This window comes from Streptomyces sp. 3MP-14, from assembly GCF_006334905.2.
GTDB classification, from domain to species: Bacteria; Actinomycetota; Actinomycetes; order Streptomycetales; family Streptomycetaceae; genus Streptomyces; species Streptomyces triticirhizae.
On sequence record NZ_VDLZ02000011.1, the window covers coordinates 164,054 to 187,054 of the forward strand.

Here is a 23,001-nt window from a genome sequence, read left to right on the forward strand (position 1 = left end):
GCCGGGGCGGTGAGCGGAGCGAGAAGGGGGCGCGCGCTGAGCGGGGCGGAGCCCCCCCGGGGGCGAGCGGTCAGCCCGCCTGCTCCAGGTGGGGGCGTATCTGGTCGGCCGTCAGGACGTAGCCCGTCTCGGAGTGGGTCACCGAGCGGGCGAAGACCATCCCGTAGACCTGGCCGTCGGTGGTGAGCAGCGGTCCGCCCGAGTTCCCCGGGCGGACCAGGCCGCGCACCGCGTAGATGTCCCGGCTGACCACGCTCCGCCCGTGGATGTCCTGGCCCTGGGCGGTGGTGCGGCTGGCGACGGTGGCCGCGCGCAGGTCGAGGCCGCCGTTCTCCGGGTAGCCGGCGACGACCGCCGGGTCGCCCCGGCTGGCGTCCCCGGCCAGCTCCAGCACCGGGGCCTGGAGCCCGGGCACCGCCAGCACCGCCACGTCGATGTCCGGGTCGAGCAGCAGCACCTCGGCCTCAAGCCGCTGCCCCACGCCCCCGACCTGCACGGCCACCACGCTGGCGCCGTCCACCACATGGGCGTTGGTGACGACCCGCTCCGGCGCGTAGACGAAGCCGCTGCCCTCCTGGCCGCCGGAGAAGCCGGCGCTCGCGTTGATCTTGACCGTGGACTGCTCGGCGGCGACGGCGGCGGCCTCGGTGACGTTGTCCCCGGAGGGCGGCGGCACGTCGACGGTCGGGTCGTTCTCGAACGGGTTGAAGACCTGGGGGAAGCCGGCGTCGCTCAGCGCGTGCGTCGCGCGGCTGAACCAGGTGGGGGCCTGCTCGGGCATCCGGTCCTGCACGGCGCCGAGCAGCGCCGAGCCCTGGACCTCGCGGTTGAGCCCGGGGGAGGGCGTGGGCACCAGGGCGCTGGCCGCGATCCACGCCACCAGCAGCACCCCCACCGCGTTGAAGACCGCGCCGCCGGCGCCGTCCAGCCAGCGGCCGGGCGCCCAGCGCACCGCGTTCCGCAGGCGGAGGGCCAACGGCCAGGCCAGCGCCTGCCCTACGGCCGCCGGCACCAGGACCACCAGCAGGGCGACCACCGTGGCGGCGGCCGACCCGGGCGTCAACTGGTCGACGAAGAACGGCAGCAGCCACACGCCGAGGGCGGCGCCGCCGACGAAGCCGGCGAGCGAGACCACGCCGGCGATCAGTCCGCGTTGGAAGCCCGAGAAGGCCGCCGCGACCGCCGCCACCAGCAGCAGCACATCGAGCAGGTTCACCCGGCAGCCCCCTTCGCCCCGTTCGTCGGTTATGGAACGGCAGGGCCCGGTCGAGGGTTCCCGGCGGCGCCCGGCGCCCGCGACCGTTCCGCGTTGCCGCGTCGGCCGCGTCGCGCCGCCGTCGTCCGGGGCGGGGCGGCGGCGGTGAGTGATCGTAGTCGATCGACCACCCGCCGCGTCCGGCGTTCGAGGGACGGGAGGGTGCGGGGGCGCCCGAGCAGGGAGCGGCGCTCAGTCGATGTCGAACAGCGGTCCGGTGAGCGTCAGGCCCAGGTCGTCGCCGGTGTGGGCGAAGAACGCGAAGAGCATCAGCGCGGCGCCGGCCAGCGAGAGGTCCTTGAGGAACTGGATCAGGGCGTTCTGCCGGGCCTGTTGGTCCCCCTCCCGCCAGAACCGATGGACCATCACCGCGGTCGGCACCAGGAAGACGAACAGCAGCAGCGCGCCCAGGTCGGCCCAGACGCCCAGCAGCACCATCAGGCCACCAACCAGCTGGAGGATGCCGGAGCCGAAGACCGCGAGCCACGGGAACGGGACGCCCTGGGAGCCGGCGTACTGGGCCATCCCCTTGGTCTGGGTCAGGTGTCCGATCGCCGAGTTGAGGAAGAGCAGCACAAAGAGGATGCGACCGATCAGTACAAGAACATCCATGGGCACCTCCTAGACGCCTGTTGTCACCGTGTGCCGCGTTCGATCACCGGGCAACCGGCGCCGGCGCCCGTTCCTCCGCCGCCCGGTCGCCGTTCGATCCGTTTACCGCCCGGTGCGTCGGGCAGGGGCCAAGGACGTGCTCCGGACAAAAGGCACCTTCCCGAAGGCAGTTCGGGAACCTCCGACGGTCTTGGAGAGCCGAGATGACGACCACCACGCGGCGCGCGACGCGCGCCAGGGCCCGACCCGCCAGCCGGGTGAACGAACGGGGTCCCGCCGGGGCCCGCGACGCCGGGCCCGGGGCGGCCGGCGCGAGGGTCCGCCGCCGTTCCCCCCGCCCCCACGACGACGCCCCCGACACCCGGCTGGCGTTCGAACGGATCGCGAAGCTTCCGGAAGGGGAGGAACGCGACCGACTGTGCCGCGACGTGACCGCCGCATGGCTGCCGATGGCCGAACGCCTGGCGCGTGGCTACCGGGGGCGCGGCGAGAGCGCCGAGGACCTCTCCCAGGTCGCCGCGCTCGGCCTGGTCAAGGCGGTGCGCGGCTTCGACCCGGGGCGCGGCCACGCCTTCGAGAGCTATGCCGTGCCCACCATCGTCGGCGAGATCAGGCGCCACTTCAGGGACCACCTGTGGGGCGTCCATGTGCCGCGCCGCACCCAGGAGTTGCGGAACCGGGTGCGCAGCGCGCGGCACCAGCTCGCCGGCCGGGTCGACGACCGCCCGCCCGACGAGGCGGCGCTGGCCGAGGCCAGCGGCCTCAGCCGCCAGGAGGTCCGCCAGGGGCTGGCCGCGTTGGACAGCTTCCGACCGCTCTCGCTCGACGCGGAGCTGAACCAGACCGGGGACGGCCCCACCTTGGGCGACACCTGTGGCGTGGCCGACCCCGGTTTTGACCGGGTGCTGTCCCGGGCGGCCGTGCGGCCCACCCTGCGCCGCCTCCCCGAGCGCGACCAACGGGTGCTCTACCTGCGGTACTTCCACGAGATGACCCAGGCCGGGATCGCCGAGCGGCTCGGCGTCTCGCAGATGCAGGTCTCCCGCCTGCTCAGCCGGATCGAGCGCGACCTGCGGGAGCGGCTGGCCGAGGTCGGCGTCACGGGCTGAGGGGGCGCCGGCCCGTCCGGGCGCCGGCGCACGCCGCCCGGACGCACCCCCGCGTCGCCCGGACGCACCCCCGCGTCGCCCGGACGCACCCCCGCGTCGCCCGGACGCACCCCCGCGTCGCCCGGACGCACCCCCGCGTCGCCCGGACGCACCCCCGCGTCGCCCGGACGCACCCACGCGCCTGGTCCCCGCCCGTCCGGCCGGCTCAGACGTCGCGGCGCTGGAAGAGGGCGGCCGCGCCCAGCAGGGCGAGCGCCGTGTAGCCAGCGACCAGCAGCAGCGAGGGCCAGCCGCCCAGCGAACCCGCCAACTCCGGGGCGGCGTCCGAGGACTGGGTCAGCTTCTGGAGCGCCGCCGTCGGGGAGACCCCGGCGACCCAGCGCTCGGCGGGGCCGAAGAGCGGGCCCAGCATCCCCGGCAGCAGGAGCACGGCGATCACCGAGGTGATCGCGCCCGCGCCGTGCCGGATCAGGGTGCCGACGGCCAGCCCGAAGAGCCCGGCGACGGGGAAGGTGGCCGCGATCCCGAACAGCGCGGGCAGCGGATCGCCCGGCGCGTAGGTGTCGTCCAACAGCGCGTCGCCCACCAGGTAGGCGGCGGTGCAGGACGGCAGCGCCAGCGCGTAGAGCAGGCCGGCCAGCAGCGTCGCCTTGGCCGCGAGCACCGTGCCCCGGCGCGGCACGGCGGCGACCGTCGCGCGCATCGTTCCGCCGCCGTACTCGCCGCAGATCACCAGCGCGCCCAGCACCGCCGCCAGCATCAGCGCCGGCGTGGCGAGGGTGAGGGCGCCGCCGAGCACGGTGTCGTCCGGCTGGATGCTGTCGGTCGCGGCGACCAGCACCGCGCCCGGCGCGGGCAGCAGCGTCGCCACCGCGGTGACCCAGAGGGTGGAGCGCAGGCTGCGGAACTTGATCCACTCGAAGGCCAGCGCCTCCCGGAACCCGGCCCGCCCGGCCGGCACCGCCGCCGCCCGCCGGCCGGGCGCCGGCGCCACGGTCTCGCTCGTCATGGGGTGTCACTCCGCTCTCGGGAAGGTTCCTCGGGTTCGTCGGTGGCGCCCCGGTACTCGGTCGCCGAGGCGACCATCGCCGTGTAGACCTCCTCCAACGAGGAGCGGCGCGGGGTGAGTTCGCTGAGCGCGAGGTCGTGGGCGCGGGCCAGTTCGCCGATGGCCTCGGCCGAGGGGCCCCGCGCCAGCCAGCCGCCCCGCGCGTCGGCGCTGACCCTGGCGCCGGCTTCCTCCAGCACGGCGCGCAGCCGTTCCGCCTCGGGGGAGCGCACCAGGGTGCCCTGGCCCGAGTGCCGGTCGATGAACTCCCGCATCGGGGTGTCGGCCAGCAGCCGGCCGCGCCCGATGATGATCAGGTGCTCGGCGGTCAGCTCCAGCTCGCTCATCAGATGGCTGGAGAGGAAGACGGTGCGTCCCTCGGCGGCCAGCGAGCGCATCAGGTTCCTGATCCAACGGATGCCCTCGGTGTCCAGTCCGTTGACCGGCTCGTCCAGCATCAGCACCTCGGGGTCCCCCAACAGGGCCGACGCGATGCCCAGTCGTTGGCCCATGCCCAGTGAGAAGCCCTTGGTGCGGCGGGCGGCGGTGGCCGGGTCGAGCCCGACGAGTTCCAGCACCTCGTCGACGCGCCGGCGCGGCAGCCCGTTGGACGCCGCGAGGCCGGCCAGATGCGCCCGCGCGGAACGGCCGCCGTGCACGCCCTTGGCGTCCAACAACGAGCCGACGGCGCACAACGGCGCGGACAGATCCCGGTAGAGGCGCCCCCCGATCCAGGCGCTGCCGGCGCTGGGTGTGTCCAGGCCGAGGATCAGGCGCATGGTGGTGGACTTGCCGGCGCCGTTGGGCCCGAGGAAGCCGGTCACCCGGCCCGGGCGCACCGCGAACGAGAGCCGGTCCACGGCGGCCCGGTCGCCGTAGCGCTTGGTGAGTGCGTGTACTTCGATCACGCGGCCGACGCTAGGCGCGCGGCCCGCGCCCGCCATCCGCCGCCGGGAGTCGGCCGCTACGACGGCGGGAGTAGGCCGCTGGGCGGACTGATGTAGGGGCCGGGCTATTCGCCGGAGCCCGCCCTGACCAGGCCGGTCTCGTAGGCGATGACCACCAGCTGGGCCCGGTCCCTGGCGCCCAGCTTGGTCATCGCCCGGCTGACATGGGTCTTGGCGGTCAGCGGGGACATCGTCAGCCGGGCGCCGATCTCCTCGTTGCTGAGCCCGGCCGCCACCAGGGCCATCACCTCCCGCTCCCGCCCGGTCAGCCGCGCCAGGCGGCGGGCGCCGTCGGCCAGCGGGGCGCGGAGCCGCGCGAACTCCTCGATCACCCGGCGGGTCACGGCCGGCGCCAGCAGGCTGCGGCCGGCGGCCACGGTGCGGATCGCCTCCCGCAGCTCGTCCGGCTCGACGTCCTTGAGCAGGAACCCACCGGCGCCGGCGCGCAGCGCCTCGAAGACATACTCGTCCGCCTCGTAGGTGGTGAGCACCAGCACCCGGGTGGCGGCCAGCTCGGGGTCGGCCGCGATCCGCCGGGTGGCCTCCAGGCCGTCCACGGCGGGCATCCTGATGTCCATCAACACCACATCGGGGCGCGTCAGTCGGGCCGCGCGCACCGCCTGCTCCCCGTCGGCCGCCTCGGCGACCACCGCCAGGTCGTCGCTGAGGTCGAGCAGCGCGCGGAACCCGGCCCTGACCACGGTCTGGTCGTCGGCCAGCACCACCCGCACCCGCCGCGCGGCGGGGCCCTCCGGGCGGGCGCCCTGGGGGGCGTCGGCGCGGGCGTCCTGGTCGGCGGGGCCGGGTGCGGGAACGTCCTCGGGGGAGCGCGGGTGCGGCATGGGGACAGGGTAGGGCGGCGGGGGCGGGGCCCCGGGCGGCCGCCGCCCGGGCTCGGGCCGGGGGGCGCGCACCGGTCAGTCCCCGCGCGCCGGCGCGCCGGGCGCGGCCCCGGCCTCCGGCGGGTCGGGCGGGGCCCCGGCCGCGTCGCCCCCCGTCGCGCCGGCCCCCGCCGTGTCGGCCCCCGCCGTGTCGGCCCCCGTCGCGTCGGCCGTCGGCAGCGTGGCGCGGACCCGGAAGCCGCCGCCCGGCAGCGGACCCGCGTCCAGGGTGCCGCCGATGGCGGTGGCCCGCTCCCGCATCCCGACCAGGCCCAGGCCGGCGCCGCCGCTGCCGGCGCGCGTCGGGCCCTCGTTCACCACCTCGACCACCAGCCGCCGCCGCGCGTCCAGGCCGATCGCGACCGTGGCGTGGCGGCCTTCGGAGTGCCGCACCACATTGGTGAGCGCCTCCTGAACGATCCGGTACGCCGCCAGCTCCACCACGGGCGGCAACCGAGGCTCCCCGGCGAGGAGTTCGCCGCCGCGCAGCGCGATCCGGGGCCGGTCGGCGGGGAACCTCGCGACCAGCTCGGGGAGTTGGGCCAGCCGGGGCGCCGGCGTCACCGGGGCGGCCTCGTCGTCCCGCAGCACGCTGAGGGTGGTGCGCAGCTCCCGGACGGCCTCCCGCCCCGACTCCCGCACCTGCCGGAGCGCGGCCCGGCTCAGCTCGGGCCTGCGGTCCAGCGCGTCCAGCGCGACGCCCGCCTGGACGGTCATCGCCGAGACGGTGTGGGCCACGATGTCGTGCAGCTCGCGGGCGATCCTGATGCGTTCCTCGCGCACCCGGCGCGCGGCCTCCCGTTCGCGCTCCTGTTCCGCGCGGTGCGCCCGCTCGGCGTAGTACGCGGTCAACTCGCGTCGCCCGCGCACCACTTCGCCCAGCAGCAGCGGCACCAGCGGGATCGCCATCTCCAGCACCGGGGACGGCATCGGTCGCCCCTCCTCCCGCCCGGCCAGCACGGCGACCACCCCGGAGGCGAGCGCCGCCACGCAGCCGGCCCACAGGGTGCGCCGCCGGTCGCCCGAGGTGGCCAGGAAGTACAGCGCCACCATCCAGGGCAGGTTCAGCAACTCGCCCAGGTGGCCCACCAACGTCCAGCCCAACGAGCCGACGCCGGTCACCACCACCGCGAACAGCGGGCGCCGCCGGTGCCAGCACAGCCCGAAGACGGTCAGGCCCAGCAGCGCCCAGCTCAGCCAGTCGTCCTCGCGGGACCCGGGCACGTTGGACGCCAGGTCGACGGCCGTCACGCAGCACACCGCCACGCTCAGCGCCAGATCCCTGGCCAGGCCGGACGGAACACGCGGGGAGGGCGCCTCGGCAGTCACCCACCCACGGTAGGCACCCCGCACGCACCGCGCGTACGACACCGGGAGTAGGTGGTGGCCCCTGGCCCGGGGCGGGGGCTCGGTCCGACCGAGATTGACGAGCCACGATGAGCACCCAACCGGATACACGAGAGACGTGGTGACCGAGGACATGGACGCGTCGACCAGCGATCGCCAGCGGGAACGGCTGGCTCAGGTTCGCCTTCGGGCCGCCGAGGTCGGTGCGGCCGAAGAGATCCGTGCCTACTACGCGGGGCGGTCCGTGCCGTTGCCCGACGGGGTGTCAGCGCCGAGTGAAGAGGAGTTGTGGGCAGCGGACGAGACGGAAGGGTGACGGGCGGACCACCCGCTGCGCGGAGAGGTCAGCGAGGGCCGAGCCCCACCGCCCGCCGCCTGGGCCCGCCGCCCGCCGCCGAGTCCCGCCGCCCGCCAGCCGCCGCCCGCCGCCTGGGCCCGCCGCCCGCCGCCGGGGCCCGGCCCCGGCGGCGGACCGTCCGACCGTGTCCGGTCGTCACATGTTGATCATGTGGCCGGCCAGGCCGTGGATGGCCTCCTTGACGGCCTCGCCCAGGGTCGGGTGGGCGTGGATGTTGCGGGCCACCTCGTGGACGGTGAGGTCCCACTGCTGGGCGAGCGTCAGCTCGGGCAGCAGCTCCGTGACCTCGGGGCCGATGAGGTGGCCGCCGAGCAGTTCGCCGTGGGTCTCGTCGCTGACCAGCTTGACGAAGCCGGACGGCTGACCCAGGCCGTGGGCCTTGCCGTTGGCGGTGAAGGGGAACTTGACGGTCTTCACCGCGAAGCCCTGCTCCTTCGCCTGCGCCTCGGTCAGCCCGAAGCTGGCGATCTGCGGCTGGCAGTAGGTGGCGCGCGGGATCATGGCGAAGTTCAGCTCCATGGTCTCCGCGCCGCCGATGGTCTCGGCCGCGATGACGCCCATGGCCTCGGCGGCGTGCGCCAGCATCAGCTTGGCGGTGACGTCGCCGATCGCGTAGATGTGCGGAACGTTGGTGCGGCTGACGCCGTCCACCGCGATCGCGCCGCGCTCGGTGAGCTGGACGCCCGTCCGGTCCAGGCCGTAGCCCTCGACGCGGGGCGCGAAGCCGATCGCCTGGAGCACCTTCTCGGTCTCCAACACCTGCTGCTGCCCCTTGGCGTCGGTGACGGTGACCCGCACCGGGGCGTTGGGGTCGGTGTCGTCGATGGCGTCGACGCGGGTGGAGGTCAGCACCCTGATGCCCAGCTTGCGGTACTGCCGGGCCAGTTCCTTGGAGACCTCCGCGTCCTCCAACGGGACCACGCGGTCCAGGAACTCGACGATCGTGACGTCCACGCCGTAGTTGCGCAGCACATAGGCGAACTCCACGCCGATGGCGCCGGCGCCGGCGATCACGATGCTCTTCGGGAGGCTCTCGCTGAGGATCTGCTCCTCGTAGGTGACGACCCGGTCGCTGAGCCGGGTGCCCGGCAGCAGCCGGGTGGTGGCGCCGGTGGCGATGATGCAGTGGTCGAACGTGACGGTCTCCGAGCCGCCGGCGCTCAACGTGACCTGGAGGGTGTGCGGGTCGGTGAAGGTGCCCCGGCCCTCGTACTCGGTGATGCCGTTCTTCTTGGTGAGGTAGTGCACCCCGGCCACCCGGCCCTCGGCCACCTTGCGGCTGCGCCGGAACGCCTCCCCGTAGTCGAAGCTGACGCTGCCCTCGACGCGGATGCCGAAGGTCTCCGCCTCGTGCTGGAAGATGTGGGCCAACTCGGCGTTGCGCAACAGCGCCTTGGACGGGATACAGCCGACGTTCAGGCACACCCCGCCCCAGTACTTCTCCTCGACGATCGCGGTCCGCAGCCCCAGCTGGGTGGCCCGGACAGCCGCGGTGTAGCCCCCGGGCCCCGCGCCCAGGACGACGACGTCGTAGTGCGTGCTCATCTAACCCTCACGCCTTCTCTCACGCTCTCGGGATGGTGGTTAAGGAGATGGTCTGGTCGAGGATGGTCGCTCCTGCCACCTCCATCACACCACGACCGGCCCGGCCCCTCGCCGCCGCCCGGGCGCACCATGGACGAATGAACGACGAGGCGAACGGTGCGGGGAACGGGGCCGGCGCGGCGGGCGGCGTGACGCTGCGGGTGGTGGGCGGCGGCGCGGGGGACTGGCCGCTGTGGCGGGACGCCAGGCTTGCGGCGCTGCGCGAGGCGCCGGAGGCGTTCACGCCCCGGCTGGCCGACTGGGAGAACGGCGAACGCGCGCGCTGGCGCGCGCGGTTGACCCTGCCCGGCGCGCACAACTTGGTCGCCGTGCGCGCCGGCCGCCCGGTCGGGCTGGCCAGGGGCGTGCCGGCCAGGCCCGGGGTCGCCGAGCTGCGGTCGGTGTGGGTGGCCCGCGCGGCGCGCGGCCGGGGCGTGGGCGACGCGCTGCTCGCCGAGGTCGCGCGCTGGGCGCGCGCGGCGGGGGCGCGCGAGCTGCGGCTTGCGGTGGTCGCGGGCAACGAGCGCGCCCTCGCGCTCTACCGCCGCCACGGCTTCGAGGCCGTGGCCGGGACGCCCGACCCGGGCGCCGACGCGGGGGCGCCGCGCCAGGTGGTGATGGCCAGGCGCCTGGACCGGGGCTGACGCCGCCCGCGCCCCGGCCCGGTCAGACCGGGATCGCCTCCGGGGCCGGCACCTGGGCGGTGATCCGGCCCTCCAGCAGCGCGCCGAGCCCCAGCACCGCGCAGAGCCCCGGGTCCTCGGCGACGTTGACCGGCACCCCGGTGTGCTGCCGGATCGCCTCGTCCAGGCCGGGGAGTTGGGCCGCGCCGCCGGTGAGCACGACGCCGCGCTCGGCGAGGTCGGCGACCAGGTCGGGCGGGCAGCGGTGGAGCACCGAGCGCAGCGCGTCGAGCAGCCCGGTGAGCGGGGCGCGCAGCGCGGCCCGCAGCGACTCGGGGTCGACCCTGACGGTGCGCCCCAGCCCGGTGGCCACGTCCCGGCCGTGCACCTCGGTGACCTGGTCGCCCGAGCTGGCCAGGGCGCTGTGCAGCGGCCTGACGGCCTGGCTGGGGAGCATCAACTCGTGCTGGTTGCGCAGGTGTTGGAGGAGGGCGCGGTCGATGGTCTCGCCGCCCATCGGCACCTTCTCGGCGGCCACGATGGAGCCGAGCGCCAACACCGCGACCTGGGTGGTCGAGGCGCCGCACTGCACGATCATGGTGGCCTCGGGCTCCTCCACCGGGAGCCCGGCGCCGATGCCGGCGGTGACCAGGCCGTCCACCAGCTCCACCCGCCGGGCGCCGAGACCCACCAGGGTCTCGTGCATGGCCCGGCGGGTCAGCGGGTCGGCGTCGTGCGGGATGCACACGGCGGCGCGCAGCAGCGGTTTGCGCCGCCACGCACGCCGGTGCTTGGCGCCGACCATCGCCCGCAGCATCCGCTGCGCCATCTCGATGTCGACGACGGTGCCGCCGCTGACCGGGCGGACCACCCGGATGTTGGCCGGGGTCCGGCCGGCCATCCGTTCGGCGGGGGTGCCCACCGCGATCAGCGAACCGTTTCTGGTGTTGACGGCGACCACGGACGGCTCGTCCACGATCAGTCCCGTCTGTTTGAGATAGACGCGGGTCCGGGCCGCCCCGAGGTCGGCGGCCACCGTGCAGCGGCGCAGATGATCAAGCGTGAGGGTCATGGTTCCAGGCTCGGCCGGGCCGACCGGGCCCGCCCGTTGAGCGCCGCCGACCGGGCGAGCCGCGCCGGACGGACCGTCAGTCGCGACGCCGACGGCCCGTCAGCCCGGCGGCCGGCCAGCCGAGCGGCGGCCCCGGTTCGACCCGGCCGCCGCCGTTCCACCCGGTCAACCCGGGCGGTCGCCCCGGTCAACCGGCCGCCCCGTTCGACCCGGCCGCCCTCGTCAGCCGACCGGCTCCGCCGCCACGGCCCCGGCCACGGCCGCGCCCGGCCCGCCGGCCGCGCCGGTGTCGCCGTCCGCCCCGAACTGGGTGCGGTGCAGCTCCCGATACCGGCCGCCGGCCGCCAACAGCTCGTCGTGCGTGCCGCGTTCGACGATCCGGCCGGCCTCGACCACCAGGATCTGGTCCGCCGCCCTGACCGTGGACAGCCGGTGCGCGATCACCACCGAGGTGCGGCCCACCAGCGCCTCCGCCAGCGCCTCCTGCACCGCCGCCTCCGAGGTGGCGTCCAGGTGCGCGGTGGCCTCGTCCAGGATCACCACCCGGGGCTGCGCCAGCAGCAGCCGGGCGATGGTCAGCCGCTGCCGCTCCCCGCCGGAGAGCCGGTAGCCGCGTTCGCCGACCACCGTGTCCAGGCCGTCCGGGAGCGCGGCGACCAGCTCGTCGAGCCGGGCCCGGCGCAGCGCGTCCCACAGCGCGGCGTCGTCGGCCTCGGGCGCGGCCAGCCGCAGGTTGGCGCGGATGGTGTCGTGGAAGAGGTGCCCGTCCTGGGTGACCATCCCGACGGTCCGCCGCAGCGACTGGGCCGTCACGTCCCGCACGTCCATCCCGCCGACCCGCACCGCGCCCGCGTCGGCGTCGTAGAGCCGGGTGGCGAGCTGCGCGATGGTGGACTTGCCGGCGCCCGACGAGCCGACCAGCGCGACGAGTTGACCGGCCTCGGCGGTGAACGTCACGCCGTGCAGCACCTGTTCGCCGCCCCGGGTGTCCAGCGTGGCGACCTCCTCCAGCGAGGCCAGGGAGACCTTCTCGGCCGACGGGTAGGCGAAGTCCACCCCGTCGAAGCTGACCTGGACCGGCCCCTCGGGCACCGGGCGGGCATCGGGCCGCTCCTCGATCAGCGGCTTCAGGTCGAGCACCTCGAAGACCCGCTGGAAGCTGACCAGCGCGCTCATCACCTCGACCCGCGCACTGGCCAACGAGGTCAGCGGCGCGTAGAGGCGGGTCAGCAGCATCGCCAGCGCGACCACGGCGCCGGAGTCCAGGTCGCCGCGCAGCGCGTAGAAGCCGCCCACGCCGTAGACCAGCGCCAGGGCCAGCGCCGAGACCAGGGTCAACGCGGTGATGAAGACCATCTGCACCATGGCCGACCTGATCCCGATGTCGCGGACCCGCCGGGCCCGCACCGCGAACTCCTCGGACTCCTCCTCGGGCCGCCCGTACAGCTTGACCAGGGTGGCGCCGGGCGCCGAGAAGCGCTCCGTCATCTGCGTGGACATAACCGCGTTGTGGTTGGCGGCCTCCCGGGACAGCCGCGCCAGCCGGCCGCCCATCCGCCGCGCCGGCAGCACGAAGACGGGGAGCAGCAGCAGCGCGAGCAGGGTGATCTGCCAGGAGATGGAGAGCATCACGCCGAGCGAGAGCAGCAGCATCGCCAGGTTGCTGAGCACGCCGGAGAGCGTGTTGCTGAACGCCCGCTGGGCGCCGATCACATCGGAGTTCAGCCGGCTGACCAGGGCGCCGGTGCGGGTTCTGGTGAAGAACGCGATCGGCATCCGCTGCACATGGTCGAAGACGGCGGTCCGCAGGTCGAGGATCAGGCCCTCGCCGATCCGCGCGGAGAGCCAGCGGGCGAGCAGCCCGATCGCCGCCTCGACCACGGCGATCGCCGCGATCAGCACGGCCAGCCGGACCACCACGCCCTCCTCGGCGCCGTCGGAGATCGCGTTCACGACCCGCCCGGCGAGGACCGGGGTGGCGACGGCGAGCAGCGCGGTCGCCACGCTGAGCAGCAGAAACCACAGCAGCGCCGTGCGGTGGGGGCGGGCGAAGCGGCCGATGCGGCGCAGCGTCTCGCGGGAGAAGGGGCGGTCGTCGTCCTTCGCGTACCGCGCGTTGTACAGCTCGTTCCAGGCGGTCATCTCCATGCTCATGCCGGCGAGGCTATTTCTTCAAGTTAAGTTGAGGTCAACTCGTTTTAACGGCCGTCATCCGGCCCGGCCGTCGTCAGCCGCTCGCCCAGCGCGGTGCGGTAGTAGAGCACCAGCCGCCCCGCGCGCCGCCGCCGCACCAGCCCCGCCTCCCGCAGCACCCGCAGATGCCCGCCGACCGAACCCAGCGGGCAGCCGGTCAGCTCCACCAGCTGGCTGGGCGCGCGCGGGGTGGCCAACGCTCGCAGGATCGTGGCCCGGTTGCCGCCCAGCAGCCGGTCCAGCGCGGTCGGCTCAGGCCGCGGCTCCGGCTCGGCCAGCAGCCCGGCGCACGGATAGACGACGGCGTAGCGGTGCGGCTCCGACCAGCCGACCCAGCCGCGCGCCGCCACCGTCGTCGGCACGAACAGCAGCTCGGCGCCGGCGAGCGTCCGGGGCGGGTTGGGGTAGCCGTTGATCCGCAGCCGCCCGTCGCCCAGCCACCGCATCCCGGGCCGCAGCGTGCCCACCGCCTCGGCCCAGCCGCCGGCGGCCAGCGCCTGGGAACGGGAGACGATGTCGGCCTCCAGCACCCGCCGCCGGCGCGGCCAGTCAGGCAGCACCGTCTCGGTCCACACCCACCGCACCAACGCGGCGATCCGATCGGTCAGTTCGGGCACCCGCAGCGCCGGGGGCGGCGGCCCGCCGTGCGCGATGTCGGCCCAGGCCAGCTCGGCGGGGATGGCCCGCACCCGGCGCCACTCGTCCTCGAAGGAACGGTCGTCGGGCTCGGGCGGCGCGGCCAGGAAGTCCGGCAGCCAGGCGCGGCCCAGCGTCGCGACGAAGTGCCCGGCCACCGGGTCGGCCGCCAGCCACCGAAGGAACGCCGGCCGGTGCCTGGTCAGCCACCCCTCGCATCCCGGCTGGGCGCCGTGTCCCGCCAGGCCCAGCAGCGCGGCGACCGTCTCGGCCAGCGGCGAGGTCCGGAACCGGCCCCGCGCCACCACGTCGGCGGCCAACACCCAGTCACCCACGGCCCGTTCCCCTTCTCCCGTGCCGCCGCACCGTTCGACGCGGCCCATCAGCCTGGCCCGGCGGCGGCCGGGAGCGCCCGTCTTTCGCGTCCAGCCGAAACGTTCGGGGGACCGCCCGGCACCCTCGCACACTGTCGCGATGCGCAGCTACCGCCGGCTCCTCCGGGTGCCCGGGTTCACCCCGCTCCTCCTGCTCACCGTCGCCCACCTCGTCGCCCAGACCGTGCTCGGCCTCGCCCTCGGCGTGCTGGTGCACCGGGCGACGGGCTCCCCGTTCCTCACCGCGCTCAGCATGTTCGGCTCCTCCTTCGCGCAGGTCGTCGGCGCCGCCACGCTGCTGTCGGCCGCCGACCGGCTGCCGCCCAGGACCGCGCTGACCGGGGTCTCGCTGCTCTTCGCGCTGGGCGCGCTGGGGCTCGCCGCGCCCGGGCTGCCGGTCGGCGCGGCGCTGGCCGTGGTGCTGGCCCTTGGCCTGGTCAACTCCCTGGCCGGCGGCGTCCGGTGGGGCCTGCTGCTGCGGATCGCGCCGGCGGACGACTATCTGCCGGCGCGTTCGCTGCTGAACCTCGCGATGGGAGCCACCCAGATCGCCGGCTTCGCGCTGGGCGGGGCGCTGGTGGCCCTCGCCTCGCCGCGCGGGGCGCTGCTGATCGCCGCCGGCCTCTTCACCAGCGCCGCGCTCATCGCCCGGCTCGGCCTGCGGCGGTGGGGGCCGAACGCGCCGGGCCGCCCCTCGGTCGCCGAGACCCGGCGCGGCAACCGGCTGCTGCCAGGGCCTCTCTTTCGGATCTTCGCGGGCTCGCGACGCCATACACGGCACCTCGCTGCGTTACCGAATCGCGCGAATACGACCAAGTATGAGCTGCGATCCGGCGCCTTGCGATGCACCGCGTCTGACGCCGCTCGCTGCTCCACGAAGATCCAAAAGAGAGGCCCTGGGCGACCCGGCGCGCCGCGCCTGCTATGTCGCGCTCTGGGTGCCCAACGGGCTGATCGTCGGCTGCGAGGCGCTCTTCGTGCCGTACACGCCCGGCGGCGCGTGGGCGCTGTTCGCCGCCGGCGCGGTCGGCATGGCCGTGGGCGACGTCACGGCCGGCCGCCTGCTGTCGCCGGCCGCCCGCGCCCGGGCGGTGACGCCGCTGCGGCTGCTGCTGGCGGCGCCGTTCGCGCTGTTCCTCCTCCAACCGCCGCTCGCGCTGGCCGCGTTGGTGGTGGCGGTGGCGAGCGTGGGCTTCGGCGCCGGGCTGCTGGTCCAGGAACGCCTGTTGGCGCTGACGCCGGCGGAGCGGCACGGGCAGGCGCTGGGCCTGCACTCGGCCGGGATGCTCACCTGCCAGGCGCTGGGCGCGACCCTGGCGGGCGCCGTGGCCTCTGCGCTCTCCCCGACCACGACGATGGCGCTGCTCGCGGTGGCCTCGACGGCCGTCACGCTGTCCGGGGCGCGCGCCCTGGGCCGCACCCCGGAGCGCGCGCTCCCCGAACGCGCCCCCGAGAACGCCCCCGCGCCGGACGGACCCGCCCCCGAGAGCGCCCCCGGGCCGGACGGACCCGCCCCCGAGAACGCCCCCGCGCTCGACGGCGACGCCGCGCCTCACTCCGCCGGGACGTAGACCACCCAGACCTGCCCGGCCGCGAACGGGAACGCCGCCCCGTCCTCCGTCTCGAACTCCGTGCCCGCCCGCGCGCTCGGCCGGCTCCAGCGCGCCGGCCACTCCCGGCCGTCGCGGAGCACCGTTGCCTCGCCCGAGCCGACGGTCTCCGTGTACGGGGACACCGCTCCGCCGCCGTCGGAGAAGTCCGAGGGGCGGATCTCGACGCGCTGCACCACGACCGTCGCGGCGGCCAGCTCGGTCTCCTCGCCGTCCATCGCCACCGCCCACCGCTCCGCCGCCGCGTCCCAGCGGAACGCGAACGACGCGGCGGCATAGCCGGCCTCGACCTCGTCGACCGGCGAACCGCCCTCCGGCGTGTCGCCGAAGGTGAAGCCGATGTCCGCGACCTCGCCCGCCTCCGGCGTCGCGGCCAGCAGCGCGGCCGGGTCCAGATACAGGTTGTGCGGCGCGGCGCGCTCAGGGTCGCGCGCGTAGGCGTCGGGCGCCGCCTCCGGCGGGCGGGCGTGCAGCGGCGCCTCGTCGATCAGCGGGAGCAGCCCGCCCTGCGCGCCGGAGAACGCCAGCGCCGGCTCGTCGAACTGCCGCAGCAGCTCCAGGTCGGACTCCCGCGCGCTGCGCACCGGGCCCACCCGGTCCGGGAGTTGCCCCGCGAAGACCGCGACCAGCCGGCTCAGCCCGGCCTCGACCTCCTCCACATAGACCACGTCCGCCGCCTCGACCCCGGTGTGCGGGCGCGCGGGCGGCGCGTTGTCGACCTTCACCGCCAGCACCGGGCCCGGCTCGCCCGGCAGCCCGGTCAGCGGCGAGCCCCACGCGTCGTCCGCGCCGTTCTCCCGCCGCTCGACCTCGCAGCCGCCGAGCAGCAGCGGCCCGAGCAGCGCCAGTGCCAGGGCCGGAGCCGCCGCCCGGGCGCTCCGGCGGTCGGCCATCAGCGGACCACCGTGGCCTGGGACTCGTTGACCGGAACGGCCGCCCCCTCCCAGGGGCTCTCCAACGTGTCGGGCAGCCCCGGCAGTTCGAAGGGCGCGCCGTTCTGCTCGAAGTGCACGTCGTACACCAGCCGGGCGCGGGCCGGGTAGCCGTCGGAGGCACGCTGGTAGGTGTGGGTGCAGGCGTCGCCCTCGGCCACGGCGATCGGGCAGCTCAGCACGCCCGAGCCGTCGCCCGGGTCCACCTCAAGGCGGTCAGGGGTCCCGACGGCGACCACGCCCAGCGCCGCCGAGCCCACGATCTCGCCGTCGTGCGCGCCCTCGGCCCACCACCAGGTGTCGAGGAAGATCAACGTCTCGCCGGGCGGGCTGAAGGAAAGCGAGAACTCCGGCGCGTGCAGCGCGCCATACGCCTGCTGGGCCAGCTCCTCCAGGGACGGGCCCTCCTCACCACCCTCCCAGGTGTAGTCGCTGAACACGATCTCGCCGTCCGGGCCGACGCACTCCTTGTACACATAGACCGCGCCCTCGCTCGGCGGGTCCTCCGGCCAGCTCTCCGGGTCGGGGTACTCGAACGGCGGGTTGTTGACCCAACAGGCGTTCTCGCCCTCGCAGTAGCGGTCGGTGGCGCCGATGAAGTTGTCCACCAGGGACAGGTCGCAGGCCGGCTCGCCGCCGCCGTCGCCCTCGCCGTTCCCGCTCCCGTCCTCGCCCTCCTCTTCCTCGCCCTCGGTGCCGCAGACATAGACGATGCCTCCGCTGGGCGTGGAGGTATAGCAGTCGGGATCGGCCGGGTCGGCGGCGGCCGGGGTGGCCGTGAGCAACGCCAGCAGCAGCGCGCAGCCGACCGTCAACGCCGGCCATCTCACCCGTCGGGCCAGGGGACTTCGGGAGCGGGGACTTCGGGGGCGCGCGGGCGCGGTCAGGGACACGAGAGGGTCGCCTCCTCGGCGGGGAGCGTGCCGTCGATCAGCCAGGAACCTTCGGTGAGCGTGGCGGTCACCCCGTGCGGGTGCGGGGCGCGCAGCTCCTCGGGGATCACGTCGGGCAGCACCGTCTCGCCGTCGACCATCGGCCAGTCCTCCTCGCTGACGCAGGACTCGACGCGGGCGGTCTCGCCGTCCACCGTGACGGTCACGTTCTCGACCGTCGGTTCGCCGCTGCGGTGCAGGCCGGCGTCGGCGTAGCTGCGGACGCGGGTCAGCTCCTGCTCGGCGACCCGGGACGCGGCGATGCCTTCGAAGAGCGAGGCGTCCAGCTCCCCGCTGTTCTCCAACCCGACCAGCGCGTCCCAGTATCCGGTGTACAGCTCGGTCAACGCGGCCTCGTGGTCGGCCTGTTCGCCGCCGCCGCCCTCGTCGGCCGAGCCGGTGGCGACGCCCTCGATCTCGTCGTCGGCGCCGGAGTCGGAGGAGGAGCAGCCGGCGGCGAGGGCGAGCAGGAGCACGGCGGCGAGCGCGCGGGGGGCGGCGGAGCGGCCGGAGCCCGGCCGCCGGGTCTGCCTGGTGGTCACGCGAGACACCATAGCGCCGGGGCTCCCGCCGGACGAGGGTCGCACTGTGGGGTAACGAGCGCGCTCCGCAACCGGTTTTCCGCGCGCGGGCCGGCGGCGTCCGCGCCGCGTTTCGGACGCGTTTCGGACAACTCCCGGGCGATGCGGGAGGTTTCGCACGCGTGCCCGACGAGGTCTCCGTCGAGGGAGCCGGGCCCGACATCGATGAAAACGGTTCCCGTTTCGTGAGAGTGTGGCCGGTGGCACCGTTGCCCGGGCCGCCGGCGCGCTGTCGCGAACGATCCGGGCGATCCAGGTCCCGGTTCGGGGAGACCCTCGGCCGGCTCGGGGTACTCGGCGAGCAGTCCGCGCCGGTCGCGGACCCGCGTGGGCACCGAGCGAGCGAAGGAGAGCCGCGATGAAGTCCGACACCCACCCCACCTACCGGCCGGTCGTCTTCCGGGACCGCTCGGCCGGCTACGCCTTTCTGACCCGGTCGACCGCGACCAGCGACCGGACCATCGAGTGGGAGGACGGCAACACCTACCCGGTGGTCGACGTCGAGACCTCGTCGGCGAGCCACCCGTTCTACACGGGGACCGCCAGGGTGCTCGACACCGCCGGGCGCGTGGAGCGCTTCGAGCGGCGCTACGGCCGGCGTGAGGAGCGCTGATGCCGCTGCCAGCCCTGCCCGTCGTGCTGGTCGGCGGGCTGCACGCCGAAGCGCGCCGAGCGGCGGTGCGCACCCTGCTGGCCGCCGTGCCCGGCGGCCTGGCCCTGCACCACGACCTGTCGCACGCCCACCGTTCCCTGGTGACCCGGGTGGTCTCGGACGCCGGCGGGCCGTTGGGCAGCGGACAGGTCCCGCTGCCCAACGACTGCGCCTGCTGCGCGCTCCGCGACGACCTGGTGCCGGCGCTGGTGCGGCTCGCCGAGGCCGGCACCTGCCGGCTGGCCGTCGTCGAACTCTGGGACTCCGTCGAGCCCCAGGCCATGGCCGAGGTGCTGGCCGAGCACGGCGCCGGCCGGCTGCGGCTGACCGGCGTGGTCACCGCCGTCGACCCGGCGCTGGTGCGCGCCAGCCTCGCCTCGGGCGAGGAGTTGGCGGCCGTCGGCCTGGCCACCGGCGAGGACGACGCCCGCACGGTCGCCGAGACCTGGGCGCGTCAGGTGGAGTACGCGCCGCTGCTCGCGCTGGGCGCTCCCTCGCGGCGGGTCACCGAGGCCGACCGGGCGCTGCTGCGGCAGCTGCACCCGACCGCCCGCTGGGTCGACGTCAGGGACCCGGCCTTCCCGCCGGCCGCCGTGCGCGGCTCGGCCCGGCCGGACGGCTCGGGCGGCGTCGACGTGGCGGCGCTGGCAGCGCGGCAGCACCCGGGCAGCGCGCTGCTGCCCCAACTCGCGGACGAGCACGGGGTGCGCACCATGGTCTGGCGGCAGCGGCGGCCGTTCCACCCGGAGCGGCTCTATGCCGCGCTGCCCCGGCTGACGGCGTTGGCGCCACGCAGCCGCGGACGGTTCTGGCTGGCCGACCGGCCGGACACGCTGCTGGGCTGGGACGCCGCCGGCGGCTCCCTGGTGGTGGACAACGTTGGCCCCTGGCTGGCCGCGCTCGCGCGGCGGGACTGGGACCAACTCCCGCCGGAGTGGCGGTTCGCCGCGTCCCTGGACTGGGACGGCGAGGTCGGGGACCGGGGGCAGCACCTGGTCTTCACCGGGCCCGGGCTCAAGGCCGACAAGATCCGTTGGCTGCTCGGTTCCTGCCTCCTCAATGACGCGGAGTACGCGGCCGGCCGGTCCGCCTGGCTGCGGCTCGGCTCGGCCTTCGACGAGTTGCTGGACCCCGTCTCCTGAACTTCGTTCCCTTTGAAGGGACTTGTCGGGGCGCATCGGGGGCAGCCGAGGAGCAACCGGGTTCGGCTCCGCTGCGTCGAACATCCGACGGAGCTTCGTACCGACACCCTCCGTAACGGTCTGGACCATCCGTGACCGCCCGACGACCCCGGGTCGTGCACGTGCATTGTCCCGTGCATATGCAAGTGAACGGCGTTATGATCCAAGGCGGTTGGCTCTCCGGGGGGTGGCCTCGGGGCCCTCGTCGAGGGACAACCCCGGGGCATGGGAGCACCGCCCGAGCACCACTCGCACGATCCGGGGAGAGACCGATGCCAGAGGCGTACAACGGCATGGCCGCCAACGCGCTACGGGGCGTGACGTGGATGAAGAGCAGCCACAGCAACTCCCAGGGCACCTGCGCCGAGTTCGCCCGGCTGCCCAGTGGGGACGTGGCGGTGCGGAACTCCCGCTTCCCGGAGGGGCCTGCGCTCGTCTACACGCCGGCGGAGGTGGAGGCGCTGCTCCGGGGCGTCAAGGACGGCGAGTTCGACCATCTGATCGGCTGACGGGCCCCGAGATTTCGGGGATGGGTGGTCGTACCGACGTCAGTCGGTTCAGTCGGTCAGGAAGATGGCCCAGACGATCTTCCCGCGACCCTTCCCGCTCAGTCGGCGCCAACCCCAGTCATCGCTGAAGGACTCCACCAACTGGAGCCCGCGACCCGACTCCGCGGCGCTGTCCGCCCGCGCCGGGCGGGGCTCCAGCTCGCTCGGGTCGCGCACCGCGCAGACCAACCGCGAGGTGCTGAGCATGAGTTCGAGTTCCAGATCCGCCCGCATCGGCCCGGTGCCGTGCCCCCAGTCGAGGGTGCGCCGCCCCAGGCCGTGCCGCAGCGCGTTGGTGACCAGCTCGGAGACGACGAGCGCGACCGCGTCGAACTGCTCGCCGAGCCGCCAGGAGTGCAGGGTGCGCCGGGTGAAGTCCCGCGCCTGACGCACGGATTCGGGCCTGGGAACCAGGCCGATCGCCGCCGCCCCCGACACGCTCCCCGGGTCGACGGGCAGGAACGGATGCCCTAACTCCTCAAGCAAGGGCGTTGCCTCGGTCCCCATGAGTCGGCGCTCCTGGCATAGCGGTGGCGGCACTGCTCCAGCCGAGGGCCGGTCATCGTGACAACCCCCGTCCCACCGGCACCCCCGGGGGGCGGCAGGCCATGCTGGCGCGCTGCTTAACAGCTCGCAGGACTCATGCTTCCCAAGGCTCACGGCAAATGCAAGGGCAGATGCACGTGCACGGGCAATTTTGATGGACTGTAACCGGACAGGCACTAAAAGGCACCTGGGGATGGCAGACTGCACCCTGGCGAAAAGGGAGGGTGCAGCGCATGAGTATGCAGAGGATGGCGGGACCGACCACCAAGACCGGCGGTCCCGAGGCCAGCGGCTCGATGGTGCGCCGCATCCTGCTCGGTTCCCAGCTCCGCAGGCTGCGGGAGTCCTGCGGCGTCACCCGGGAGCAGGCCGGATACTCGATCCGCGCCTCGGAGTCCAAGATCAGCCGCATGGAGCTGGGCCGCGTCAGCTTCAAGCCCCGCGACGTCGCCGACCTGCTGACCCTCTACGGCGTCACCGACGAGAGCGAGCGCGAGCCGCTGCTCTCGCTGGCCCGCACGTCCAGCCGCGCCGGCTGGTGGCACAGCTACAACGACGTGCTGCCCAGCTGGTTCCAGACCTATGTCGGGCTCGAAGCGGCGGCCGAGCGCATCGGCACCTACGAACTCCAGTTCGTCCACGGCCTGTTGCAGACCGAGTCCTACTCGCACGCGGTGATGGTCAGCGGCCACCGGGGCGAGCTGCCGCGCACCGAGGTGGACCGCCGGGTGGCGCTGCGGCTGGCCCGCCAGAAGCTGCTGGTCTCCGAGCGGGCGCCCCATCTGCACTGCGTGCTCGACGAGGCGGCGCTCCGCCGGCCCTACGGCGGGCGGGGCGCGATGAGCGAACAGCTCACCGCGCTCCTGGAGTTCAGTGATTTTCCCAACATCACCCTCCAGGTGGTCCCCTTCCAACACGGGGGTCATGTGGCTGAATCCGGTGCCTTCACGCTGCTGCGCTTCGCCGAGCAGGAGCTGTCGGACCTGGTCTATCTGGAGCAGCTGACCGGCGCCCTCTATCTGGACAAGGCCGACGAGGTCGCCGCGTACCAGGTGGTGCTGGACCGGCTCGCCGAGGCCGCGCTGGACGAGTCCGCGACCCGGGACCTCCTCGCCGAGCTGCGCCGCCGGCTCTGAGCCCGGCGCGGCCCCCTCGGGTCGGCCTCCGGGCCAGACGGCCGGCCCCGCCCCGGCCCAACGGCCGGCTCAGGAGAAGGGGTTGCCCATTCCCTCGGGCAGCACCGTGACCTCGCGTTCGCCCTCGCCCGCCATCACATAGGCGCCGTTCTCCAGGCGCTCGATCAGCCCCCGCGTCCAGCCGGCGTCGCTCTCCGCCTGGTGGGTCCACAGCCGCATGATCTCCCCGATGTGCCCCCACTCGGCGGGCGGGCTGTCCGGGGTCCAGTGCGTGCGCACCTCCGCCGCCCAGGACTCCAGGGCCGCGACCCGCTCCTTCAGCAGCGAGATCGCCTCGGCCCTCGGCAGGTCAACGATGAAGCCGACGGCGCTGGTGAGCACGTCGATCCGCTCGTCGTGGGCCCGCAGCGCCGCCCTGAGCAGCGTGAAGAACGACTCCTCGCCCGCCTCCGTCAGCTCGTACTCGACGCGCGGCGGCCCGCCGGCGGTGCTGGGCGCCACCTCGTGCGCCAACAGCAGGCCCTCCTTGGCGAGTTGCTTGAGCGCGTGGTAGATCGAGCCGGGCTTGGCCGTGGACCACTCGTGGGCGCCCCAGAACTCCAGGTCGTTGCGCACCTGGTAGCCGTGCGCCCGCCCGTGCTGGCGAACCGCGCCCAGGACCAGCAGCCGCATCACCGACATCCCGTGGTGCCCCTCTTCCCGATCGTCTTCCCGAAGCCCCTTGACAGCGGGGCCAGTCTGCCATCCGGTCGGCACCGTTCCCATTAGTCAAGCTTGACTAATGGCGGGGGGTCTCCTACTCTCGGCGACTCGACTCATCAAATTTGACTAATGACTAAAGGAA

At 74.6% G+C, this 23,001-nt stretch carries 22 protein-coding genes and 1 pseudogene; 8 read left to right on the forward strand and 15 right to left on the reverse strand.

What is annotated here, in order from left to right; genetic code table 11:
- Positions 1-70: 70 nt before the first annotated feature.
- Both FH609_RS19325 and FH609_RS19330 read right to left on the reverse strand, forming a co-directional pair.
- On the reverse strand, positions 71-1,216 hold the full coding sequence (locus FH609_RS19325) for a MarP family serine protease (RefSeq protein WP_139669722.1): 1,146 nt from the start codon (positions 1,214-1,216) through the stop codon (positions 71-73).
- A gap of 231 nt (positions 1,217-1,447) precedes the next feature.
- Entirely contained in the window at positions 1,448-1,867 is a 420-nt protein-coding gene (locus tag FH609_RS19330; RefSeq protein ID WP_139669724.1) for a DoxX family protein, read from the reverse strand.
- A gap of 203 nt (positions 1,868-2,070) precedes the next feature.
- On the opposite strand from FH609_RS19330, the gene FH609_RS19335 reads away from it, so the two are divergent.
- On the forward strand, positions 2,071-2,976 hold the full coding sequence (locus FH609_RS19335) for a SigB/SigF/SigG family RNA polymerase sigma factor (protein ID WP_139669726.1): 906 nt from the start codon (positions 2,071-2,073) through the stop codon (positions 2,974-2,976).
- 205 nt (positions 2,977-3,181) lie between these two features.
- Here FH609_RS19335 and FH609_RS19340 read toward each other — a convergent pair whose 3' ends face one another.
- The 4 genes from FH609_RS19340 to FH609_RS19355 form a co-directional block, all read right to left on the reverse strand.
- A complete protein-coding gene (locus FH609_RS19340; RefSeq protein WP_139669728.1) occupies positions 3,182-3,985 on the reverse strand; it encodes an ABC transporter permease subunit in 804 nt (267 codons plus the stop codon).
- Entirely contained in the window at positions 3,982-4,932 is a 951-nt protein-coding gene (locus tag FH609_RS19345) for an ABC transporter ATP-binding protein (protein WP_139669730.1), read from the reverse strand. Before FH609_RS19345 ends, FH609_RS19340 begins: the two co-directional genes overlap by 4 nt.
- A 104-nt stretch (positions 4,933-5,036) precedes the next feature.
- Positions 5,037-5,813 (reverse strand): response regulator, encoded by a 777-nt coding sequence (locus FH609_RS19350; RefSeq protein WP_139669732.1) that lies wholly within the window; start codon positions 5,811-5,813, stop codon positions 5,037-5,039.
- 75 nt (positions 5,814-5,888) lie between these two features.
- Positions 5,889-7,181 (reverse strand): sensor histidine kinase, encoded by a 1,293-nt coding sequence (locus tag FH609_RS19355; protein ID WP_226961812.1) that lies wholly within the window; start codon positions 7,179-7,181, stop codon positions 5,889-5,891.
- A 136-nt stretch (positions 7,182-7,317) separates the two neighbouring features.
- On the opposite strand from FH609_RS19355, the gene FH609_RS19360 reads away from it, so the two are divergent.
- Positions 7,318-7,515: a hypothetical protein gene (locus FH609_RS19360; RefSeq protein ID WP_226961813.1), complete on the forward strand. Its 198-nt coding sequence runs from the start codon at positions 7,318-7,320 to the stop codon at positions 7,513-7,515.
- A gap of 177 nt (positions 7,516-7,692) precedes the next feature.
- On the opposite strand, the gene lpdA is transcribed toward FH609_RS19360, so the two are convergent.
- Positions 7,693-9,102 carry a dihydrolipoyl dehydrogenase gene (lpdA, locus tag FH609_RS19365; RefSeq protein WP_139669736.1) on the reverse strand — a complete coding sequence of 470 codons (1,410 nt, stop codon included), beginning with the start codon at positions 9,100-9,102 and terminating at the stop codon, positions 7,693-7,695.
- A gap of 137 nt (positions 9,103-9,239) precedes the next feature.
- Here lpdA and FH609_RS19370 point away from each other — a divergent pair, with 137 nt between their 5' ends.
- Positions 9,240-9,785: a GNAT family N-acetyltransferase gene (locus FH609_RS19370; RefSeq protein ID WP_139669739.1), complete on the forward strand. Its 546-nt coding sequence runs from the start codon at positions 9,240-9,242 to the stop codon at positions 9,783-9,785.
- Positions 9,786-9,807: 22 nt separating this feature from the next.
- On the opposite strand, the gene FH609_RS19375 is transcribed toward FH609_RS19370, so the two are convergent.
- From FH609_RS19375 to FH609_RS19385, 3 genes are all read right to left on the reverse strand, one after another.
- Positions 9,808-10,836: a rod shape-determining protein gene (locus FH609_RS19375; protein WP_139669741.1), complete on the reverse strand. Its 1,029-nt coding sequence runs from the start codon at positions 10,834-10,836 to the stop codon at positions 9,808-9,810.
- Positions 10,837-11,058: 222 nt separating this feature from the next.
- Positions 11,059-12,990 carry an ABC transporter ATP-binding protein gene (locus tag FH609_RS19380; protein ID WP_139669743.1) on the reverse strand — a complete coding sequence of 644 codons (1,932 nt, stop codon included), beginning with the start codon at positions 12,988-12,990 and terminating at the stop codon, positions 11,059-11,061.
- Positions 12,991-13,034: 44 nt separating this feature from the next.
- The gene (locus FH609_RS19385; RefSeq protein WP_139669745.1) at positions 13,035-14,000 is read right to left on the reverse strand and encodes an ArsR/SmtB family transcription factor; all 966 of its coding nucleotides are present in this window, start codon (positions 13,998-14,000) and stop codon (positions 13,035-13,037) included.
- A 139-nt stretch (positions 14,001-14,139) separates the two neighbouring features.
- Here FH609_RS19385 and FH609_RS32455 point away from each other — a divergent pair.
- Positions 14,140-15,610: pseudogene (locus FH609_RS32455) on the forward strand (MFS transporter).
- Here the strand turns inward: FH609_RS32455 and FH609_RS19395 are convergent.
- The 3 genes from FH609_RS19395 to FH609_RS19405 are packed head-to-tail and all read right to left on the reverse strand — an operon-like array spanning position 15,592 to position 18,055.
- Positions 15,592-16,542 (reverse strand): DUF3048 domain-containing protein, encoded by a 951-nt coding sequence (locus FH609_RS19395; RefSeq protein WP_139669749.1) that lies wholly within the window; start codon positions 16,540-16,542, stop codon positions 15,592-15,594. The pseudogene FH609_RS32455 and the gene FH609_RS19395 sit on opposite strands and share 19 nt — an antisense overlap.
- Entirely contained in the window at positions 16,542-17,411 is an 870-nt protein-coding gene (locus FH609_RS19400; RefSeq protein ID WP_139669751.1) for a hypothetical protein, read from the reverse strand. The genes FH609_RS19395 and FH609_RS19400 overlap by 1 nt, the downstream gene beginning before the upstream one ends.
- A 53-nt stretch (positions 17,412-17,464) precedes the next feature.
- Positions 17,465-18,055 (reverse strand): hypothetical protein, encoded by a 591-nt coding sequence (locus FH609_RS19405; RefSeq protein ID WP_139669753.1) that lies wholly within the window; start codon positions 18,053-18,055, stop codon positions 17,465-17,467.
- Positions 18,056-18,452: 397 nt separating this feature from the next.
- On the opposite strand from FH609_RS19405, the gene FH609_RS19410 reads away from it, so the two are divergent.
- The 3 genes from FH609_RS19410 to FH609_RS19420 all read left to right on the forward strand — a co-directional run bounded on the left by FH609_RS19410 (position 18,453) and on the right by FH609_RS19420 (position 20,436).
- Complete coding sequence (locus tag FH609_RS19410; protein ID WP_122185595.1) at positions 18,453-18,707, forward strand: type B 50S ribosomal protein L31; 255 nt, start codon at positions 18,453-18,455, stop codon at positions 18,705-18,707.
- The gene (locus FH609_RS19415; RefSeq protein WP_139669755.1) at positions 18,707-19,888 is read left to right on the forward strand and encodes a CobW family GTP-binding protein; all 1,182 of its coding nucleotides are present in this window, start codon (positions 18,707-18,709) and stop codon (positions 19,886-19,888) included. Before FH609_RS19410 ends, FH609_RS19415 begins: the two co-directional genes overlap by 1 nt.
- Positions 19,889-20,199: 311 nt before the next feature.
- Positions 20,200-20,436 carry a DUF397 domain-containing protein gene (locus tag FH609_RS19420; RefSeq protein ID WP_122185593.1) on the forward strand — a complete coding sequence of 79 codons (237 nt, stop codon included), beginning with the start codon at positions 20,200-20,202 and terminating at the stop codon, positions 20,434-20,436.
- 48 nt (positions 20,437-20,484) lie between these two features.
- Here the strand turns inward: FH609_RS19420 and FH609_RS19425 are convergent, their stop codons facing one another.
- Positions 20,485-20,982 (reverse strand): ATP-binding protein, encoded by a 498-nt coding sequence (locus tag FH609_RS19425; protein ID WP_139669757.1) that lies wholly within the window; start codon positions 20,980-20,982, stop codon positions 20,485-20,487.
- 278 nt (positions 20,983-21,260) lie between these two features.
- Between FH609_RS19425 and FH609_RS19430 the strand changes: the two genes are divergently transcribed.
- Positions 21,261-22,157: a helix-turn-helix domain-containing protein gene (locus tag FH609_RS19430; RefSeq protein WP_405379040.1), complete on the forward strand. Its 897-nt coding sequence runs from the start codon at positions 21,261-21,263 to the stop codon at positions 22,155-22,157.
- A gap of 69 nt (positions 22,158-22,226) precedes the next feature.
- On the opposite strand, the gene FH609_RS19435 is transcribed toward FH609_RS19430, so the two are convergent.
- Positions 22,227-22,838, reverse strand: a complete 612-nt coding sequence (locus FH609_RS19435; protein ID WP_139669760.1) for a PadR family transcriptional regulator — start codon at positions 22,836-22,838, stop codon at positions 22,227-22,229.
- Positions 22,839-23,001: the final 163 nt, after the last annotated feature.